This window comes from Butyrivibrio sp. XBB1001, assembly GCF_000424505.1.
Lineage (GTDB): Bacteria > Bacillota > Clostridia > Lachnospirales > Lachnospiraceae > Butyrivibrio.
Window position 1 is genome coordinate 1 of sequence record NZ_AUKA01000001.1, and the last position, 16,695, is coordinate 16,695.

Genomic DNA, 16,695 nt, shown 5'->3' on the forward strand with positions numbered 1-16,695 from the left:
TTGGGAGCATTCCTGTAATTCAGAAATAACGCCAATTGAATAAAAAGAAACCTCTAAGTAAGATAAAGGTGTTCATCTTGGCGGATGAAAAAACATCTTATACTAACCGGAGGTTTCTCAAAATGAATTTTACACAGAATGACAGACTTAAGCAAGTTACGGCAGATACATTGATTGTTGGGGTTGATGTTGGATCACAGACACATTTCTGTAGAGCGTTTGACTGGAGAGGATTTGAGCTTTCCAGAAGAGTATTTAAGTTTAGTAACGACCGAATGGGATTCCTTACATTCCTTCGATGGACTGAGGAAATCATGAATAAGACCGAAATGAAGAAGGTCATTGTTGGCTGCGAGCCTACTGGTTGCTACTGGCTTACGTTTCAGAAGTTCTTACAGGATCATGATGTAAAGCTTGTAACAGTAAATCCATTTACTGTAAACAGAAGCAAAGAACTGGATGATAACAGCCCGGAAAAGAGTGACCTAAAGGATCCTAAAACAATTGCTATGCTGGTTAAAGAAGGAAGATATTCAACTTCTTATCTGCCAGAGGGTGTATATGCAGAAATCAGAGAAGCTTCTGTATGCAGAGACCAGATCATGAAGCAGCATGTACGTCTGTCTAATCAGATACAAGGATGGTTACAAAAATTCTTTCCTGAGTATCTGGATTGCTATTCCGATTGGGATTCAACAAGTGGTCTTATGCTTTTAAAGAGTGCACCACTTCCACAGGATATCCTAAAAATTGGGGCAGGGGGAATCAATCAGATATGGCGTGATGCAAAAGTGCGTGCGGCAGGATTAAAGAGGGCTCAGACCCTGGTAGAAGCTGCACAGGAAAGTGTAGGTTTAGAAGCCGGTGAGGCTGCAAGACTTGAGATTTGGGTTCTTGTGAATGACTACATGCTTAAGGCAGAACAGCTCAAAAGACTTGATGAATACCTGGAAGAAAAAATAAAAGAGGTTCCAAATGTGGAGAAACTGCTCGCCATTAAAGGAGTAGGGATAAGTACTGTGATTGGCTTTATAGCTGAGGTTGGTGATATCGGACGTTTCACTGACCCAAAACAGATACAGAAGCTTGCAGGGCTAGAGATAGTCAAAAAGAGCTCTGGAAAGAAAAAAGGACAGCCAAGAATCAGTAAGAGGGGCAGAAGAAAGTTACGAAGAACAATGTATGAATCAGCGCGTGCACTGATGAACTGGAATCCTGCGTTTCAAGACGTGTTCCTTTATTACAGGAACAGAACACGAAATCCGCTTGGAGGAATGCAGGCTAAGATAGCAGTTGCATGTAAAGCTATCAGAGTGTTCTACGTAATACTACAGACAGGTTGTGACTTTGATGAAGAAAAGTTTCGAAAGGACATCATCAGACCAGAAGTAGCCTAATTAAACAGCACATACTGTACCAGACAACGTCCGCCAAGAATTCAATTGGTGCTGGATTACAGGAGTGCTCTCTATCAATGACAAAGCAGAGCGAAGCCGCTAAGACATTCATTATAGGGCATGACCCTGGTTGGGAGCAAAAGCGGCACCCCACTATGGGTAGGCTGGACGAAGGAATTTAGGACACTCCTAAGGGAGTAAGATCCTGTTAGACATGAGAGGTTAGCAGCCATAGGGAAGAATGGGACACAGATTCGCCTTCATAAAAAAGGATGACGTTATCTTTCGTGCACCCTTCTGACTGGAAACACATATGCATTGTACCTGAAATGACATAGTTTTCGCCCATAATTTAATGCTTATCATTGTTTGTAACTTACTAATCAATTGCACAGAAGGCTTAAATACTGGTTCTTTTGTGCAAAATATATAAGAAAGTATAGAGAGAAACTGTATGAAAAGTTATGCTGAGGAAAAGCGCATCAGGCCAGATATTCTGACTTCTGCAGTTTTTTGGTCTATCATAATAATGATGTTTTATAACATGATTTCAGTAAGGATATTTGGGGATATGGGGGCAGGCTTTTGTTCCGGGCCTTCAGCTTTGTATTTTTTACTGTATATTTCATTTATTCTGGCAGTTCAGAAATCTGTCTATATCATGGTCAGATTAAGAGCAAGAAGAAGCCAGTTTTTAAACGCTCAGGCCAATATGGTCAAATCTCTTAGGCTTTTTTGTGCAATTGGCCTGGTTTTATCGCTTGGTATTGGTTTTGGCAGCTATTATATAGCAAGGAGCCTTTTAGGAGCTGGCAAGGTATATTTTCAGCTCATCATTGTAGCAATCAGCCTTTTCTTTATGTGCTCTCAGGGCGTCATAAGGGGATATCTTCAGGGGCTGGGCTATACCAGGCCTATAGTTATAGCGGATCTTTTGATCAGTGTGTCTTCTTTTATATCTGGTGGCATTATCTCTGGAATTATGTATAGCTATGGCAAAAAGGTCAATGAGCTGTTCCACGGGGATGAGTACAGCGCAATCTATGGTGCCTCAGGTATGATGATAGGGCTTTTAGTCGGCTCTTTGGTTGGCTTTGTTCAGATTTTTGTAAGCTATGAGCTTCGCAAAAAAGAGATAGCTGAAATTGTAAAAAATGGTGCTCCAAGGTATCTTGATAATAAGAATGATGTTTACAAGGGAATTAGACCAATTCTTTATTTGTATGCTTCACCGGTTCTGATGTGCCTTGTAGATAATATAATATATAACCTTATCCAGATGAAGAACGGCAATTCCAGGGATATGATAGCTATTTATGGAGCCTACAATGGCAGAGTTGTTTCTTTTGTCATATTGCTTGCATTTCTGTGCTGCCTGCCATTTATAAAAATGTGGAACAAGGTAATGGCCAGAATAGAAAGAGATGAACTTGAGGGAGCAAGAGACAGGCTTAAGAGGCTTCTTCACTTTACATATATGGTTCTTGCACCAGTTGCAACAGCTTTATTTGTTTCATCGGATATGATCCAGATAACTATTTTTGGAAAGAGTAATGAGCAGGTAAGCGGACTGTTCCAGCTTGGAGCGATAATGCTGTTTTTCTTATCCCTTGGGATATTTATTTCCTGGCTTTTAAATCACATGGGAAAGAGCCTGCTTCTGGTAGTTAATATTTCCATAGCCTGGGCTGTTCATATTGGTCTTATACTTCTTTTGGTCCTTGCACTTAAATGGGAACTTAAGGGAGTTGTAATGGCTGAAATTGCAGGTTTTGTAGTTTATGATATAATTTGTATTTTCATGGTCCTTAAAATGCTGAAACTTCGTAGCAATCCTCTTGGAAATGTTGGAATCCCATTGGCTGCGGCAGCGCTTTCAGGACTTGTGCTCCTTGCTGAGAATAAGCTCCTTGCAGCCTATATAGGTGAGGTACTTACTCTTATATTGGGGCTTGTTATCTATGTAATTGTATATATGATTTTGCTGATCGTGCTAAGGGGCATAAGAACCTCTGAACTTGAGAAAATTCCTATGGGTAAGTTCCTTATGGGTTTTTCTTCCAGAATTCAGCACGATAAGTATTATGAGGAATGATCTTGGCTAGAAAAATTGTTATTGCAGGAGGCGGCCCTGCTGGAATGTGTGCCGCCATCTATGCCGCAAGAAACGGCGCTGATGTTACCTTAATAGAGAAAAATTCATTTCTTGGAAAAAAACTGTCTATGACAGGTAATGGAAGATGCAATCTTTCCAATCTTGAAATGAATGAGAAAATGTATAACCTCTCTGCTGAAAAGCGCATGAAGGAGTGGTTGTCTGTTTATGGCGTTTTAGATGTCATAAATTTTTTTAAATCCCTTGGAATCGTTGTAAAAAGTGAAGATGGATATCTTTATCCTATTTCAGGCCAGGCCAGCACTGTGGTCACAGCCTTTGAAAATGAACTAAAAAGGCTTGGCGTAAGAGTTGTTTTCGGAGAACAGGTCAAGTCTGTTACTGTTAATGGTAACGAAGACAGTTATACAGTTGTAACTAACTTAAATAGTTATGATGGAGACAGGGTAATTTTGGCTACTGGTGCTCTTTCTGGGGCAAAGAGTACTATGTCTACCGGAGATGGTTATTATATCTGCAAGCAGCTTGGAATGAGCATTAAGGAAACACATCCAGCTCTTGTTGGCTTTAAAGTTGATGAAAACGAGATAATGCCAGAAGCTGGTGTGCGCTGTACAGCCGAAGTTTCTTTTACCCTTGGCGGTGAGGTGCTTTGCTCAGAGTATGGAGAAGTGCAGTTTACCAGGGACGGAATATCAGGAATCCCTGTAATGCAGGCTAGCAGTAAGATCATCAAGTTTGTAGATGAGAAAAAGCCTATATATGCCTGCATTAATTTTTTCCCGGATTACGACGATGAGGATTTTAAGAGCCTTGAGGATGAGATGCTTCGCCTTAGGGATGAAAGGACTCTTAAGGAGTTTTTAAATGGGCTTTGTAACAGCAATATCAATGATATGATCATAAGACGCATGAAGATGGGCTATTCCATGAAGATGAAGAATATTTCTGAGAGCATGGTAAGGAGCATATTTGATAGCTACAGGAGCCTGAAGATAAAGATTTCAGATAGCTTTGGATATCAGGCTGCTCAGGTTACTTCTGGCGGTGTGAGTCTTGGAGATATCAAGGATGATATGACTGTAAATGGTCATAGCGGTGTCTTCGTAATAGGTGAGCTTGCAGATGTTGATGGAAGGTGCGGAGGCTATAACCTGCAGTGGGCATTCACATCAGGCTCTATTGCCGGAACTGTGGCTTCATTATAAATCTGTCACGTTGATAATATTTTGGTGATTTAAATGATAAGAATTAATCAGATTAAGTTTCAACATGATGGGAAAGAGCATACCAGTCAGGAGATTAAGACTAATCTTCAAAAGAAGGTATGCAAGATCCTTCATGTTGATGTAAGTAACATAAGCGAATTTGAAATAATAAGACACTCTATAGATGCCCGCAAGAAGCCTGAGATATTCCATATCTACATGGTGGATGTGGCTCTAAAAGGTCTAGATGAGGGCAAGGTAGTCAAAAAGTGCAGGGACAAGAATGTTTCTGTGGTGGACGCTCATAAATATAGCTTTGATGAGCAGGTTAATGCCAGAAGAAAGGCCCTGGATAAGGGCATAGAAGATGATAAGAAAGACAGCCGGATTGTGATTGTTGGCGCAGGCCCAGCGGGGCTGTTTTGCGGCTATATGCTGGCGCAGAATGGCTATAAGCCTATTATCCTTGAGCGTGGTGCTGATGTTGATGAGAGAACAAGGATCGTAGAAGATTTTTGGAAAAGCGGAAGGCTTGATACCAGGACCAACGTTCAGTTTGGAGAAGGCGGAGCTGGTACTTTTTCAGATGGTAAACTCAATACCATGGTAAAAGACAAGGATGGCCGCGGAAGGGCAGCTCTTAACATTTTCGTTGAAAATGGCGCCAATGAAGACATCCTGTATGAAGCAAAGCCCCATATTGGTACTGATATTCTAAGAAATGTAGTAAGGAATATGAGACAGCAGATAATTGCCTGGGGCGGTGATGTTAAGTTCAACTGCCAGGTTACAGATATTATTACTGAGAATGGCCAGGTTAGAGCTGTTTTATATAATGACGCAGCTAATATGGCTACAAATGAGTCTGGCTCAGATAGGGCGTTTGAACACAGAATTGACTGCGACAATGTAGTTCTGGCTATAGGTCACAGTGCAAGAGATACCTTCTATATGCTTAGGGATAAAAAGATTGACATGTCTCCCAAGCCCTTTGCTGTTGGCTTTAGAGTAGAACATCCTCAGGAACTTATAAATCTATCACAGTACGGGGCAGAAAGACCTGCAGGTCTTCCACCAGCTCCTTACAAGCTAACGGCTACAACAGACTCTGGCCGCGGAGTTTACTCTTTTTGTATGTGCCCTGGCGGATTTGTTGTTAACGCATCCTCTGAGGAAGGCATGCTTGCAGTTAATGGCATGAGCTACAGCAAAAGAGATGGCAAGAACGCCAATTCTGCCATTATCATTACTGTTGATCCCAAGGATTTTGGCTCTGATGATGTTCTGTCAGGAGTTGAGTTCCAGAGAAAGCTTGAGAGAAAGGCCTTTGAACTTGGACAGGGCAAAATCCCTGTCGAGTATTATGGGGACTTTAAAAAGGCTCTGGTCAATGATTTAAGTGAAGCTGTTTCATCTGATGATATATCTGCAGAAATGCAGAAAAATACTGGTATTATCAGCGCTGTAGATCAAAAGAAAAACACCCCAAACATGTGCGGCGATTACGTTTTTGCTGATGTGCATACAATCCTTCCAAATGACTTAAATCAAGCCTTTGTAGAAGGAATGGAAAAGTTTGGAAGAACTATTAAGGGCTACAACAGTGACGGAGCCCTGGTTTCTGGTGTTGAGTCAAGAACTTCCTCACCAGTCAGGATTAACAGAGATGAAGCCTGTCAGTCAGTTAATGTAAGAGGCCTCTATCCATGCGGAGAGGGCGCTGGCTACGCTGGAGGAATCATGTCTGCTGCCATGGACGGCATTAAGATAGCAGAGTTTATTGCTGCTAATAAATGATAAAAAGTGGCAAATATCATTTTTTCACCTGATTATTTTGGCTATCTGGAAAAATTCCAGATAGCCATTTTGCATCATCGGAAATGGTTTACATGTATAATAATTAGAGTTGCTGTGTGAAGAAGTTTTATTGGAGGAATGAATTCTATGGATAGCAAGCAGACAATAGAGTTAAAATACCCAATCCTTATGGTGCATGGAATGGGCTTTAGGGATAGAAAGTATCTTAATTACTGGGGAAGAATTCCTAGTGCTCTCCAGCGGATTGGATGTAAAATCTTTTACGGAAATCAGGATAGTAACGCTTCAGTAGAGACAAATGCTTACCATCTGGCTATGCGAATTAATGAGGTTTTGTCAGAGACAGGGGCAGCTAGAGTAAATGTCATTGCCCATTCTAAGGGCGGTCTTGATATTAGATGCGCTATAGCCAAATATGATCTGGGAGCCAAGGTAGCATCTGTGACCACAATAAATACGCCCCATAATGGGTCGCTTGCTGTAGATAAGCTTCTTAAATTTCCTGACTTTGTTGTTCGCATTGCTGGATCACTTACTGATATTGTGTTCCGGTTTTTGGGAGACAAAAAGCCAGATTCTTACAGCATTTTTAAACTGCTTTCAACCAAAGGTGCCAGGGAATTTAATGAGAAATACAAGGATTCACCTGATACCTATTATCAAAGCTTTGCATTTAGGATGAAATCACCATTTGGGGATATGTTCATGTGGTTTCCATCACTTGTTGTCTGGATATTGGATGGCCCTAACGACGGTCTTCTTACACCGGATTCAGTAAAATGGGGGAATTTTAGGGGAGAGATATTAAGTAATTCCAGAAGAGGAATCTCGCACTGCGACGAAGTGGATATGAGACGATTGCCCTTTACCAGAAAAAAGGGAGAGGGAGTCTCAAATATTCCTGACTTTTACTGCAATGTGGTAAAAGAGCTCTCTAGTATGGGATATTAAAAAGGAGAAAAGAGTATGAAAGAAGAATCTTACATGATAGTTATTGCGGAGGATGAGGAAATTGTAGCCAATCCGCATGCTCTCATGGAAAACCTTGGAAAACATGGCATATAGGATGATAGAGGCGGATGAGCCTTATAGCGTTGAAGACCCTATTTTCCTTGGAAGAGTAGGACAGGGCTTTATGGTCACAACTGCAATTAACTGGGAAGATGCTCTTAAATACTATGATGGAATTGAACTTGGCACTACGGAAGATAGAGATGAATATCACAGTAAGGACACATGCCCTGTAATGTGCTATCTTAATCCTGATGATATGGATAATAAAGTATTTACTAAAGTTCAGTACTTTGACGAGCTTTTAAGGGAAAATCCTATGTTCTACATATCTGGAACAGAAACTAAGAGAATGAGCGATCTTGCTCTCGAGCGTGTGGATTATCTTAAAAAAGGTTTTTCAAATAAGGAAAATAAGGCTGTTGTGAAGATTGGGCTTGTGGAAGATAAAAAGTATTGGCGCGATGAAGACCCTGAATCTAACAAAGAGCATATCTGGTTTGATGTTGTAGACTTTAAGGATGACAAGGTTGTAGCAAGGCTTTCTCAGGAACCATATTACGTGTCCGGAATCAAGAAGGGGGACACAAGAAGCTTTGACCTGAAGGACATTACTGACTGGATGGTGCTTACAAGAGAGAAGAGGATAACACCAGATGACGCGTATCTGTTATGATAAAAAATCCATAAGAAAAAAGATGATCAAAGATAGAGACGGATTATCTACTCAGGAACTATCTGAAAAAACAAATCTGATCCAGGAAAGACTATTTTCATCTGATGAATACAAAAAGGCTTTAAATATACTGATCTATGCATCAATGGGAAGCGAAGTCATAACAGATGGAATAATTAAAAATGCCCTGGAAAGTGGTAAAAATGTCTTTTGCCCTAAGGTTACAGATAGAGCTAAGCGTGAGATGGTATTTGTTAAGATTACTGGTCTATCAGACCTAAAGAGCGGCTATATGGGAATCAGAGAGCCAGAGATATCAAAAGCATCAATATTGTTTCCCATGGATAATAAGTCAAGTGCAAGTGCTCCTGTAGCCGATGAATTTACGCCTGGCCTTGTCATCATGCCTGGAGTCTCTTTTGACAGAGATAGAAATCGCCTTGGCTATGGCGGAGGCTTCTATGATACCTTTTTGAGCCAGAATGCCGGAATAAGTACAATTGCCCTGGCCTTTGACTGCCAGATATATGACGGTAGTTTTCCAGACGAAATCATAGATGAGCATGATATAAAGCCCGACAAAATAATTACTGAATCCCAAAAGTTGTACTTTTTTTAAAAATTACAAAAACAATTTTGAATATTGCATTTTTAAATGTCCTTACCTTTTTTATAATGAGTACTGTAAAGAGGGTGGCGAGTTTCCAAAGGGTTACAACTCGTCATTAACTTAACTCATTTAGAGAAGGGAAGGACATTTTATTATGAAAAAGAGAATTCTTAGTACTCTCGTTTGTCTGACTGTTGCAGCAACATCAATAATCGGTTGCGGCAGTAAGGCACCAGTAGAAGAAGCTGGAAAAGATACACCAGCTGCTGAAACTACAACAGAAGCTAAAACTGAGGAAAAAGCTGAAGAAAATGCAACTGAAACAACGGAAGTTTCAGGGGATAAGGTTACACTTTCAATTTACACACAGTATGCTGATGATGACACAAAGGTTCCTTACGATTATGCTGTAGAGCAGCTCAAGGAGGCTTATCCAAATGTTGAGCTTAACCTTATTGTTCAGGCTCAGGATGATGGACAGACACTTAAGACACTGGCTGCTACAGGACAGCTTCCTGATATTTATCAGGCATCAACAGATATCATTAATACATTCCGTGAGTCCAATCAGATCATGGTATTAAACGAGGTTGCTCAGTCTACAGGATTCCTTGATAAGCTCTATGATGCCAACAAGGATCTTGCTTATGCAGAGGATGGCAATATCTATGCATTCCCATTTTCTGGACAGGAATATGTACTTTGGTACTACAATAAGGCTCTTTTTGAGGAGAACGGACTTGAGATTCCAGAAACATATGATGACCTTTTAAACTGCATCGAAGTATTCAAGGGCAAGGGAATCACACCACTTGCACTCTTTGGACAGGAAGGTTGGAATACAGCAGCTGCATATGATGTTATTGCAACAAGATATGCAGAAGGCGGTATCAAGGCTCTTGACGAAGGAAAGGCTTCTATCACAGATGAAGGCTATGTAAATGCTGCCAAGAAGATGGAAGAGCTTGTTGCAGCAGGTCTTTATCAGGAAGATGCTACAACAACCAATTATGACCAGGCTTCAGAAAAATTCCTTTCTGGCGAAGCTGCTATGTTTATCAACGGTCAGTGGTACATCGAGGATGCTACAAAGGCACTTGGCGATAATGTAGACTGGATGTTCTACCCAGCTGCTGATGCTGCTTCTTATGAAGCTGGTAAGGCTGTATTCTCAGGCGGCGGATCAGCTTCAGGATTTGCTGTAAATCCTGATTCAGAGAATGCTGAGCTTGCTGCAGAGGTAGCAGAGTTTATTACAGAGAAATACTGCGAAGCTAAGGTTATGTACAGACACAACCCACTTGTAGCTATTGACACTGGAAAAGAGCCAGATTCTGAGTATCCTGCAATGATGAAGAAGCTTTCAGATACACTTCCTTCAATCACTGCAACAACAAAGTTTACATGGGGACTTACAAACTCAACCTTTAACGATGCAATTCAGTCTGAGTCACAGGGACTTGTTTCCGGACAGTTTACAGCAGATGAATTTGTTCAGGATATCGCTGATACAATGGAATAATTCTTTTTAGAGAAGGGTTACTGATTAGTGCGGGGCATAGGCAGAATAAGGGGTTATATCTGCCGGCTCCGCATTAAATATTTGAATTATTGGGAGATGAACCATGAAAAAATACATGGGAAATAAGCTGGCAATCCTGCTTTTTGTATTACCGGCACTTGCTATATTTATTACATTTGATTTTATTCCGATCATCCAGGTTTTTGCCTATAGTTTTACAGACTGGAATGGTCTTACAATTCCGAATTTTACAGGTATAAAGAACTATCTTGACCTGTTCACTGATAGAGTATTTGCAACATCCAATAGAAACCAGCTGATCTTTGCAGTTGTTATAACCATTTATCAGATGCTTTTTGCTACTGTATTTGCCATCACTATTTCGGATAAGAAGATGAAGGGCAGGAAATTCCTCAGAGTAGCATATTTTATTCCTGTTATCTTATCTGTAACTGTAGTTTGTCAGCTGTGGAGTGCCGTTCTTGCAGGAGATGGACTATTAAATAAGCTCTTTGAAGCTGGAAACTTTGATTTTAAACAGAACTGGCTTGGAGATAGATATAAAGCAATATATGTTATCGCCTTTGTTAATGCATGGCAGTGGATGGGATATCAGTTTGCACTTATTGTAGCTGGTATCAAGTCAATTCCTTCAGACTATTATGAAGCTGCAAGAATTGATGGCTGTTCCAATGTCCTTGCCCACCTTAAGATCACAATCCCGCTTCTTGCTGAAACCTACAAATTCTGTCTTATTATTTCACTAACCGGAGGTATCAAAGCCTTCACTGAGATGAATATTCTGACAGGAGGCGGCCCTAACAAGTCAACCTATACACTTACATACATGATGTACAATGCAGCTTTTAAGAAGTCGGATTATGGATATGGTCTTGCTGCAGCTTCAGTGATGGTCATTGAATGTATGCTTGTAATGCTTGTTATCAATTTTATCTTTAGGGATAGAGATCAAAAGAAAGAAGAAGAAAAAGCAAGGAGGAAGCGTTGTGCGTAAAGATAGATCAAATAAAGCTCTTCATTATGTATTTATAGCATTTTGCTGGATTTATGCAGCTTTTTCCCTATATCCGCTGATCTGGATGCTATTTTATTCATTTAAGACAAATAACGAGATTTTTGTAACTAATCCTTTTGGTCCACCATGGCCACTTCACTATGAAAACTATATTACTGCCTGGACCAAGTATGATGTACCGCTATATTTTATAAACAGTCTGATAGTATCAATAGGTACTGTGATCATAACTATTTTCTGCGCGTTGCTCTTTTCATATGCAACCAGCAGGATGGTCTGGAAGCTAAAGACCTTTACAAGACTGTTCTTGGGACTTGGAATGTTTATACCTGTTCAGGCAATAATGATTCCTGTTGTTAAGATCGTACAGAAATTTGGCCTGATGGGAACAAGATGGTCTTTGATCTTTCCTTATATTGCAATAAACCTGGCATTTGCCTGCATGGTTTATTACGGATTTTTCAAAGGGATTCCTATGGAACTTGAAGAAGCAGCCTGCATGGATGGAGCCAATATCTACCAGACCTTCTTTATGATCATTGAGCCTTTAGTCAGACCAGCTACAGTTACACTGGTAATCTATATTTTCCTTAATGCCTGGAATGAGTTTATATTGGCAAATGTAGTTGTAGGTAGTATACCAAAGCTAAAGACTCTTCCTCTTGGAGTATTATTCTTCCAGGGCGAGTTTACAACAGATTGGGGCGGAATGGGCGCTACTATGGTAATTGCATCCTTCCCCGCAATTATAGTATATTCTATTTTCTCAGAGCAGGTTGAGAGTGCTATGACAATAGGCGGAGCTGTAAAAGGATAAAAATATAAAAGCGCGAAGAGTCACATGATGGCCCTTTGCGCTTTTTGACTTTTACCACCTATACCATGATAATATTATTGGTATGAAAAAGATGGATATAAAAAATATGACAATTGAGGACATGGAGAAATTAAGTACTGGCAAAAACAGGGCCAGAAACATGTCCATTAAATATAAAATAGCTTTTATTACTATGCTGGTAGCACTAATTCCTATGGTGGTACTCACTGTTTTGATGCTTGCATTTTATAACAGGGCCATTATGCAAAGGGCTGACAAGCAGATAGAGGAAAATATACGTATCATGTCTGACAGGCTTTCATCTGTCCTTCAAAATGGTGAACTGTGTTCTAACAACCTGACTATAGAATTTGGCAATTACTATAATGATAAATCCATGAGGCAGGTTACAAGAGATAGTAAGATAACAAGCCAGCTTTCGCAGTCGCTTCTAATCTATAATGGCATATCATCTATAGTATTTATAGACAAAGATGGAAGGTTTTATTCATCAGACCCTTATTATCTTGGAGACAGCATAAACATAAGATATTCAGATTATGTTTTGGGGCTTTCTGACCAGGGCGGCAAGACTGTTATGATGCCACTTGAATCTAATCCTTTTAGCCGTGATGATAAAGAAGTTATCACCATGGGCAAACATGTTATCAATATTGTAAGTGGCACTCACCTGGGATATCTATTTATAAATATGGACAAGGACTACCTTATAGAATCCTCCCAAAGCGAGATAAGTTACTATTTTTTGTATGATACTGACGCAAGACTCATAAAACAAAATGGCGTAATTGACCCAATTTATGAGGATGAATCACTTATAGAAAGCCTTTTTGATACAAATGATAAGCTCATAAAGTACAAGAATGAGTCCTATCTTTTATCAAGGCAGGTGATCACAGATTATAAGTGGACCCTTGTTGGAATTACAAATCTTAATAAGTTTAATGTAACAGGCAGGGATCTTAGATTCATTATTTTGACCACCAGCTCCTTTACTGCAGTACTTTTAATAATTTCTGTCTGGTTTTCTGCTAATTTTGTAACCAAACCCCTTAAGATACTTCATGATGGAGCACAGGAAATTGCTGAAGGGGATATGAGCGTGAGGTTCAGATTCAGGACCAAGGACGAGATTGGACGTCTTGGAAGAATCTTTAACTATATGACGCAGCGCAATTTAGAGCTATTGCAGCAGGTAGATGATGAAGCCAGAAAAAAGAGAGAGTATGAGCTGGCACTGATCCAGGAACAGGTAAAACCGCATTTTCTGTATAATACGCTTGATATCATAATAATGCTGATTGAGATGAACCGGGCGAAAGAGGCTTCTAGAGTCACACACAAGTTGGCAAATTATTATAAAAACTCTTTATCCGGAAGTGAAGAAATAGTTACCATAGAAAGAGAAATTCAGATAATAACTGACTATCTTGATCTTCAGACTATGAGATATGGTGACAAATTCAGCTATGAAATTGATGTTGACGAAAATGTTTTCATGTCGCTTATTCCAAAGATGACACTTCAGCCTCTTGTAGAAAATGCAATCTACCATGGAGTCAAAAATAAGGCTTCTTCAGGGAAAATTTTGGTTAAGGGACATGTAGTTGGTTGTAATGATCAGGATTCTACTTCTGATAGAAGAGTGGAACTACTTGTTATTGACGATGGTGTTGGAATTGGTGAGGATGAGCTTTTAAGGCTAAATAGTCTTCTTTCTGATGAAAGTGTTTTTGACAGCGAAGAGGATAAGAAAAAAGAAGAGGCAAGAATTACAGAACACGACAAAATAAAGGGAGGAAGTCACTTTGGTTTATATAGTGTGGCTAAGCGAATACGTCTTTATTTTGGCAATGAATATGGGGCTGAGATTGAGAGTATAAAAGATAAAGGAACTACTGTCAGGGTATATGTACCATATTCTGATGTAAGTAATAAGAGCTGAAACTAGAGCAGGGATGACAAAATAATGATTAGAATAATGATTGTTGACGATATGCCTATTTTTCTGGAATACCTAAGAGGGTGCATCGACTGGAATTCATATGGGTTTGAGATATGTTGTGAAGCCTCTGATGGAAGAGAGGCTCTTGAAAAGATAGAAGAGTTCTATCCTGATGTGGTTCTTACCGACATAACTATGCCATATGTTAATGGTCTTGAGCTTGCTGAAAAGGTAACTAGAGATTACCCTGATATTTCCGTGATCCTGATCACTGGTAATAATGAGTTTGAGTATGCAAGAAAGGCAGTCAAGCTTGGAGTCTGTGATTATATTGTAAAGCCCTTTGAAAAAGAGGAACTGATACTTAGTCTTTTAAAACTTCAGGATAACATAAGTAAGGCAGTTGAGAACACTGAAATAAAAAGTGATGAGCACTATGAAGAACTTCGAGCTCTGATATATGCTGGTGTTTCTGATGACGAGGCAGCTAAAAAGCTTGAAGAAAAGATATTTGGAACATGGAGCGAAAAAGAGTCAGGATATCTTTTAGCGTTGCTACGATTCGATGCTTCTTCGTATAAAGAGTATGAAGACAGAGAGCAGCTTATGAATTGGGAGAAACTTATTGCCAAGATGCTTTCTGATAAGCTTGAGATACAGGGGCAGTTTAAAACTTTCCATGATTTTGAGAATAATATTGTTGTACTTATGAAATTCGATTCATTATCCGATATTAATACGTATAAGGGATATGAGTTCTCGGATATTATTCAGATTGTCAAAAACCAGCTTGAAATAAGCACTTCCATAGCCCTTACAAAGGCAATGCAGCTTATGGACGTTAAAAAGGCCTATGAAAAAGCACTTGGGCATCTTTCAAGGAAGGGCTTTGGAAAGTTTTATGACCTAAGAAACAGTGGTGATGACGCAGCCTATTCTTCTCTGGATGCCATAATAAGACTTAATAAGGATCTTGAAACGTTGCAGGCAGAGGATGCAGAAAATGCACTGAATCTTTTATGGGACAAGCTTAGAGATAATAATGGCTCAGAAGGAGATATAAAAATTTATGACATGAATCTTTTGACCAGTGCCATAAGCATCCTTATGACAAACATTATTTCCAAGGGCTTTTCTATAGATAAGATTTATGGAGAAGGGTTTTCACCTGAAAAATATATGTCTGATGCTGCAACCCCTAGTCAGATGAAGGATAGAGTTATCTATTTATACAAAAAACGAATAGAATTTGAAAAAGGCAAAAAGGACACCAAAACTCACGATGTTGCCACTGCAGCCAAGGAGTACATAGATAATAACTATTCTGATAGCGCACTTTCTATTTCTGATATTTCTGGTGAACTATGCCTTAACCAGACTTATCTGCGAAAAATGTTTAAGAGCGAGATGGATATGACGCTTACTGAGTATATTACAGGCGTCAGAATGCAGAAAGCAAAAGCTCTTTTGACAACAACAGATCAGAAGCTTACAGCGATTGCAGAATCGGTTGGCTATAATGACGTAAGCTACTTTTCAAATGTATTTAAAAAGTTTTATGGGGTTTCACCGAGGAGTATGAGAAAAGAAACTTAAGGGTCATTTCTTTTCCAGAGGTTTAATTCTATGGCAATGACTAATTTTGAGTTTAAGGAATATTTGAAAAACGAACTTAAAAAGGAAGTTGGAATGTATGTTCCAGTTAATACTTCAAGACTGCAGAGGCTCTTTTACCTGGAAACAGCTTGTACAAACCTCCATCCAAATCCGGATGACGAGTTCTCTTTTCCTGAGGTAGGACCAAGCGATAGGATTCTGTCAGATTATCAAAGATCATATCTTGATTCCATGTCAAAAGGTTTTAGGCCTGCAATAGAACCACTTGTTGTTATCAGGACGCATCCATCTGGCTTTATGCTCATAAATGGCCATCATAGATGGGGCGCAGCCATGATGGCGGGTGTAAAAAAAGTTCCTATAAAAGTAGTTAACATGATGCTGGAAGAGGAAATCAAGGATATCCTCAAGCATTCTACTCATGAAAAGAGAGTTACCCTTGATCTTGATGAAGTTGTCTTTAGAAGTAATAGTGACGTACTGATAGAGAAAAAGCCAGCCCTGGCACTGGGAAGTCAGGCTTCAAGGCGCATGAGACTTGGAATTCCAGCTCTTTTCCGCTTCCTTAAGAAGAATGGATATGACATCTGGGTATTTTCTGCAAACTATTATTCTATTGACGATATAAGGAAATTTTTCAGAAAGTATACAGTACATGTAGATGGCATAATCACTGCCACTGCCAAGAAAGAAGTATATAACACTGAAGCTGCCAAAAACATGAAGGAGCTTATCACTAACAAATATAAAGAAACTGTTCATATAGCCAATGATTCTCTTCTTATAACCCATGGAAAGGGCGAAGAATTTAAAGATTTCGAGCTTGATCCGGATGATGAGGGCTGGGCAAGAGAGATAATTACAATCCTTAGCAGTAAAGGATAAAAAAGTTCAATTGAAG

Annotated in this window: 13 protein-coding genes; all 13 read left to right on the forward strand. The window is 39.6% G+C overall.

What is annotated here, in order from left to right; translation table 11 throughout:
• Positions 1–122: 122 nt before the first annotated feature.
• The 13 genes from G631_RS0100005 (at position 123) to G631_RS17465 (ending at position 16,679) form a co-directional block, all read left to right on the forward strand.
• Entirely contained in the window at positions 123–1,397 is a 1,275-nt protein-coding gene (locus G631_RS0100005) for an IS110 family transposase (RefSeq protein WP_026487671.1), read from the forward strand.
• A gap of 454 nt (positions 1,398–1,851) precedes the next feature.
• Positions 1,852–3,492: a polysaccharide biosynthesis C-terminal domain-containing protein gene (locus G631_RS0100015; protein WP_026487672.1), complete on the forward strand. Its 1,641-nt coding sequence runs from the start codon at positions 1,852–1,854 to the stop codon at positions 3,490–3,492.
• A gap of 2 nt (positions 3,493–3,494) precedes the next feature.
• Positions 3,495–4,721 carry an aminoacetone oxidase family FAD-binding enzyme gene (locus tag G631_RS0100020; RefSeq protein ID WP_035789065.1) on the forward strand — a complete coding sequence of 409 codons (1,227 nt, stop codon included), beginning with the start codon at positions 3,495–3,497 and terminating at the stop codon, positions 4,719–4,721.
• A gap of 33 nt (positions 4,722–4,754) precedes the next feature.
• Positions 4,755–6,518: an NAD(P)/FAD-dependent oxidoreductase gene (locus G631_RS0100025; protein WP_026487674.1), complete on the forward strand. Its 1,764-nt coding sequence runs from the start codon at positions 4,755–4,757 to the stop codon at positions 6,516–6,518.
• A gap of 147 nt (positions 6,519–6,665) precedes the next feature.
• Positions 6,666–7,490 (forward strand): lipase family alpha/beta hydrolase, encoded by an 825-nt coding sequence (locus G631_RS17460; RefSeq protein WP_035789067.1) that lies wholly within the window; start codon positions 6,666–6,668, stop codon positions 7,488–7,490.
• Between the two features lie 103 nt (positions 7,491–7,593).
• The gene (locus tag G631_RS0100040) at positions 7,594–8,226 is read left to right on the forward strand and encodes a DUF4026 domain-containing protein (RefSeq protein WP_026487675.1); all 633 of its coding nucleotides are present in this window, start codon (positions 7,594–7,596) and stop codon (positions 8,224–8,226) included.
• A complete protein-coding gene (locus G631_RS0100045; protein WP_026487676.1) occupies positions 8,207–8,845 on the forward strand; it encodes a 5-formyltetrahydrofolate cyclo-ligase in 639 nt (212 codons plus the stop codon). The genes G631_RS0100040 and G631_RS0100045 overlap by 20 nt, the downstream gene beginning before the upstream one ends.
• A gap of 145 nt (positions 8,846–8,990) precedes the next feature.
• The gene (locus tag G631_RS0100050) at positions 8,991–10,358 is read left to right on the forward strand and encodes an ABC transporter substrate-binding protein (RefSeq protein WP_026487677.1); all 1,368 of its coding nucleotides are present in this window, start codon (positions 8,991–8,993) and stop codon (positions 10,356–10,358) included.
• Positions 10,359–10,461: 103 nt separating this feature from the next.
• Positions 10,462–11,373 (forward strand): carbohydrate ABC transporter permease, encoded by a 912-nt coding sequence (locus G631_RS0100055; protein WP_026487678.1) that lies wholly within the window; start codon positions 10,462–10,464, stop codon positions 11,371–11,373.
• A complete protein-coding gene (locus G631_RS0100060; RefSeq protein WP_026487679.1) occupies positions 11,366–12,211 on the forward strand; it encodes a carbohydrate ABC transporter permease in 846 nt (281 codons plus the stop codon). Before G631_RS0100055 ends, G631_RS0100060 begins: the two co-directional genes overlap by 8 nt.
• A 106-nt stretch (positions 12,212–12,317) precedes the next feature.
• Positions 12,318–14,177 (forward strand): cache domain-containing sensor histidine kinase, encoded by a 1,860-nt coding sequence (locus G631_RS0100065; protein ID WP_207637872.1) that lies wholly within the window; start codon positions 12,318–12,320, stop codon positions 14,175–14,177.
• A gap of 24 nt (positions 14,178–14,201) precedes the next feature.
• Positions 14,202–15,773: a response regulator transcription factor gene (locus tag G631_RS0100070; RefSeq protein ID WP_026487681.1), complete on the forward strand. Its 1,572-nt coding sequence runs from the start codon at positions 14,202–14,204 to the stop codon at positions 15,771–15,773.
• Between the two features lie 30 nt (positions 15,774–15,803).
• Complete coding sequence (locus G631_RS17465; RefSeq protein ID WP_051196646.1) at positions 15,804–16,679, forward strand: ParB/RepB/Spo0J family partition protein; 876 nt, start codon at positions 15,804–15,806, stop codon at positions 16,677–16,679.
• The last annotated feature ends 16 nt before the right edge of the window (positions 16,680–16,695 follow it).

What these genes read in the sequence shown, in the direction of transcription:
- G631_RS0100005 (WP_026487671.1), top strand. Translation starts at nt 123, where the DNA reads ATGAATTTTACACAGAATGACAGACTTAAGCAAGTTACGGCAGATACA.
- G631_RS0100015 (WP_026487672.1), top strand. Translation starts at nt 1,852, where the DNA reads ATGAAAAGTTATGCTGAGGAAAAGCGCATCAGGCCAGATATTCTGACT.
- G631_RS0100025 (WP_026487674.1), top strand. Translation starts at nt 4,755, where the DNA reads ATGATAAGAATTAATCAGATTAAGTTTCAACATGATGGGAAAGAGCAT.
- G631_RS17460 (WP_035789067.1), top strand. Translation starts at nt 6,666, where the DNA reads ATGGATAGCAAGCAGACAATAGAGTTAAAATACCCAATCCTTATGGTG.
- G631_RS0100040 (WP_026487675.1), top strand. Translation starts at nt 7,594, where the DNA reads ATGGCATATAGGATGATAGAGGCGGATGAGCCTTATAGCGTTGAAGAC.
- G631_RS0100045 (WP_026487676.1), top strand. Translation starts at nt 8,207, where the DNA reads ATGACGCGTATCTGTTATGATAAAAAATCCATAAGAAAAAAGATGATC.
- G631_RS0100050 (WP_026487677.1), top strand. Translation starts at nt 8,991, where the DNA reads ATGAAAAAGAGAATTCTTAGTACTCTCGTTTGTCTGACTGTTGCAGCA.
- G631_RS0100055 (WP_026487678.1), top strand. Translation starts at nt 10,462, where the DNA reads ATGAAAAAATACATGGGAAATAAGCTGGCAATCCTGCTTTTTGTATTA.
- G631_RS0100065 (WP_207637872.1), top strand. Translation starts at nt 12,318, where the DNA reads ATGACAATTGAGGACATGGAGAAATTAAGTACTGGCAAAAACAGGGCC.
- G631_RS0100070 (WP_026487681.1), top strand. Translation starts at nt 14,202, where the DNA reads ATGATTAGAATAATGATTGTTGACGATATGCCTATTTTTCTGGAATAC.
- G631_RS17465 (WP_051196646.1), top strand. Translation starts at nt 15,804, where the DNA reads ATGGCAATGACTAATTTTGAGTTTAAGGAATATTTGAAAAACGAACTT.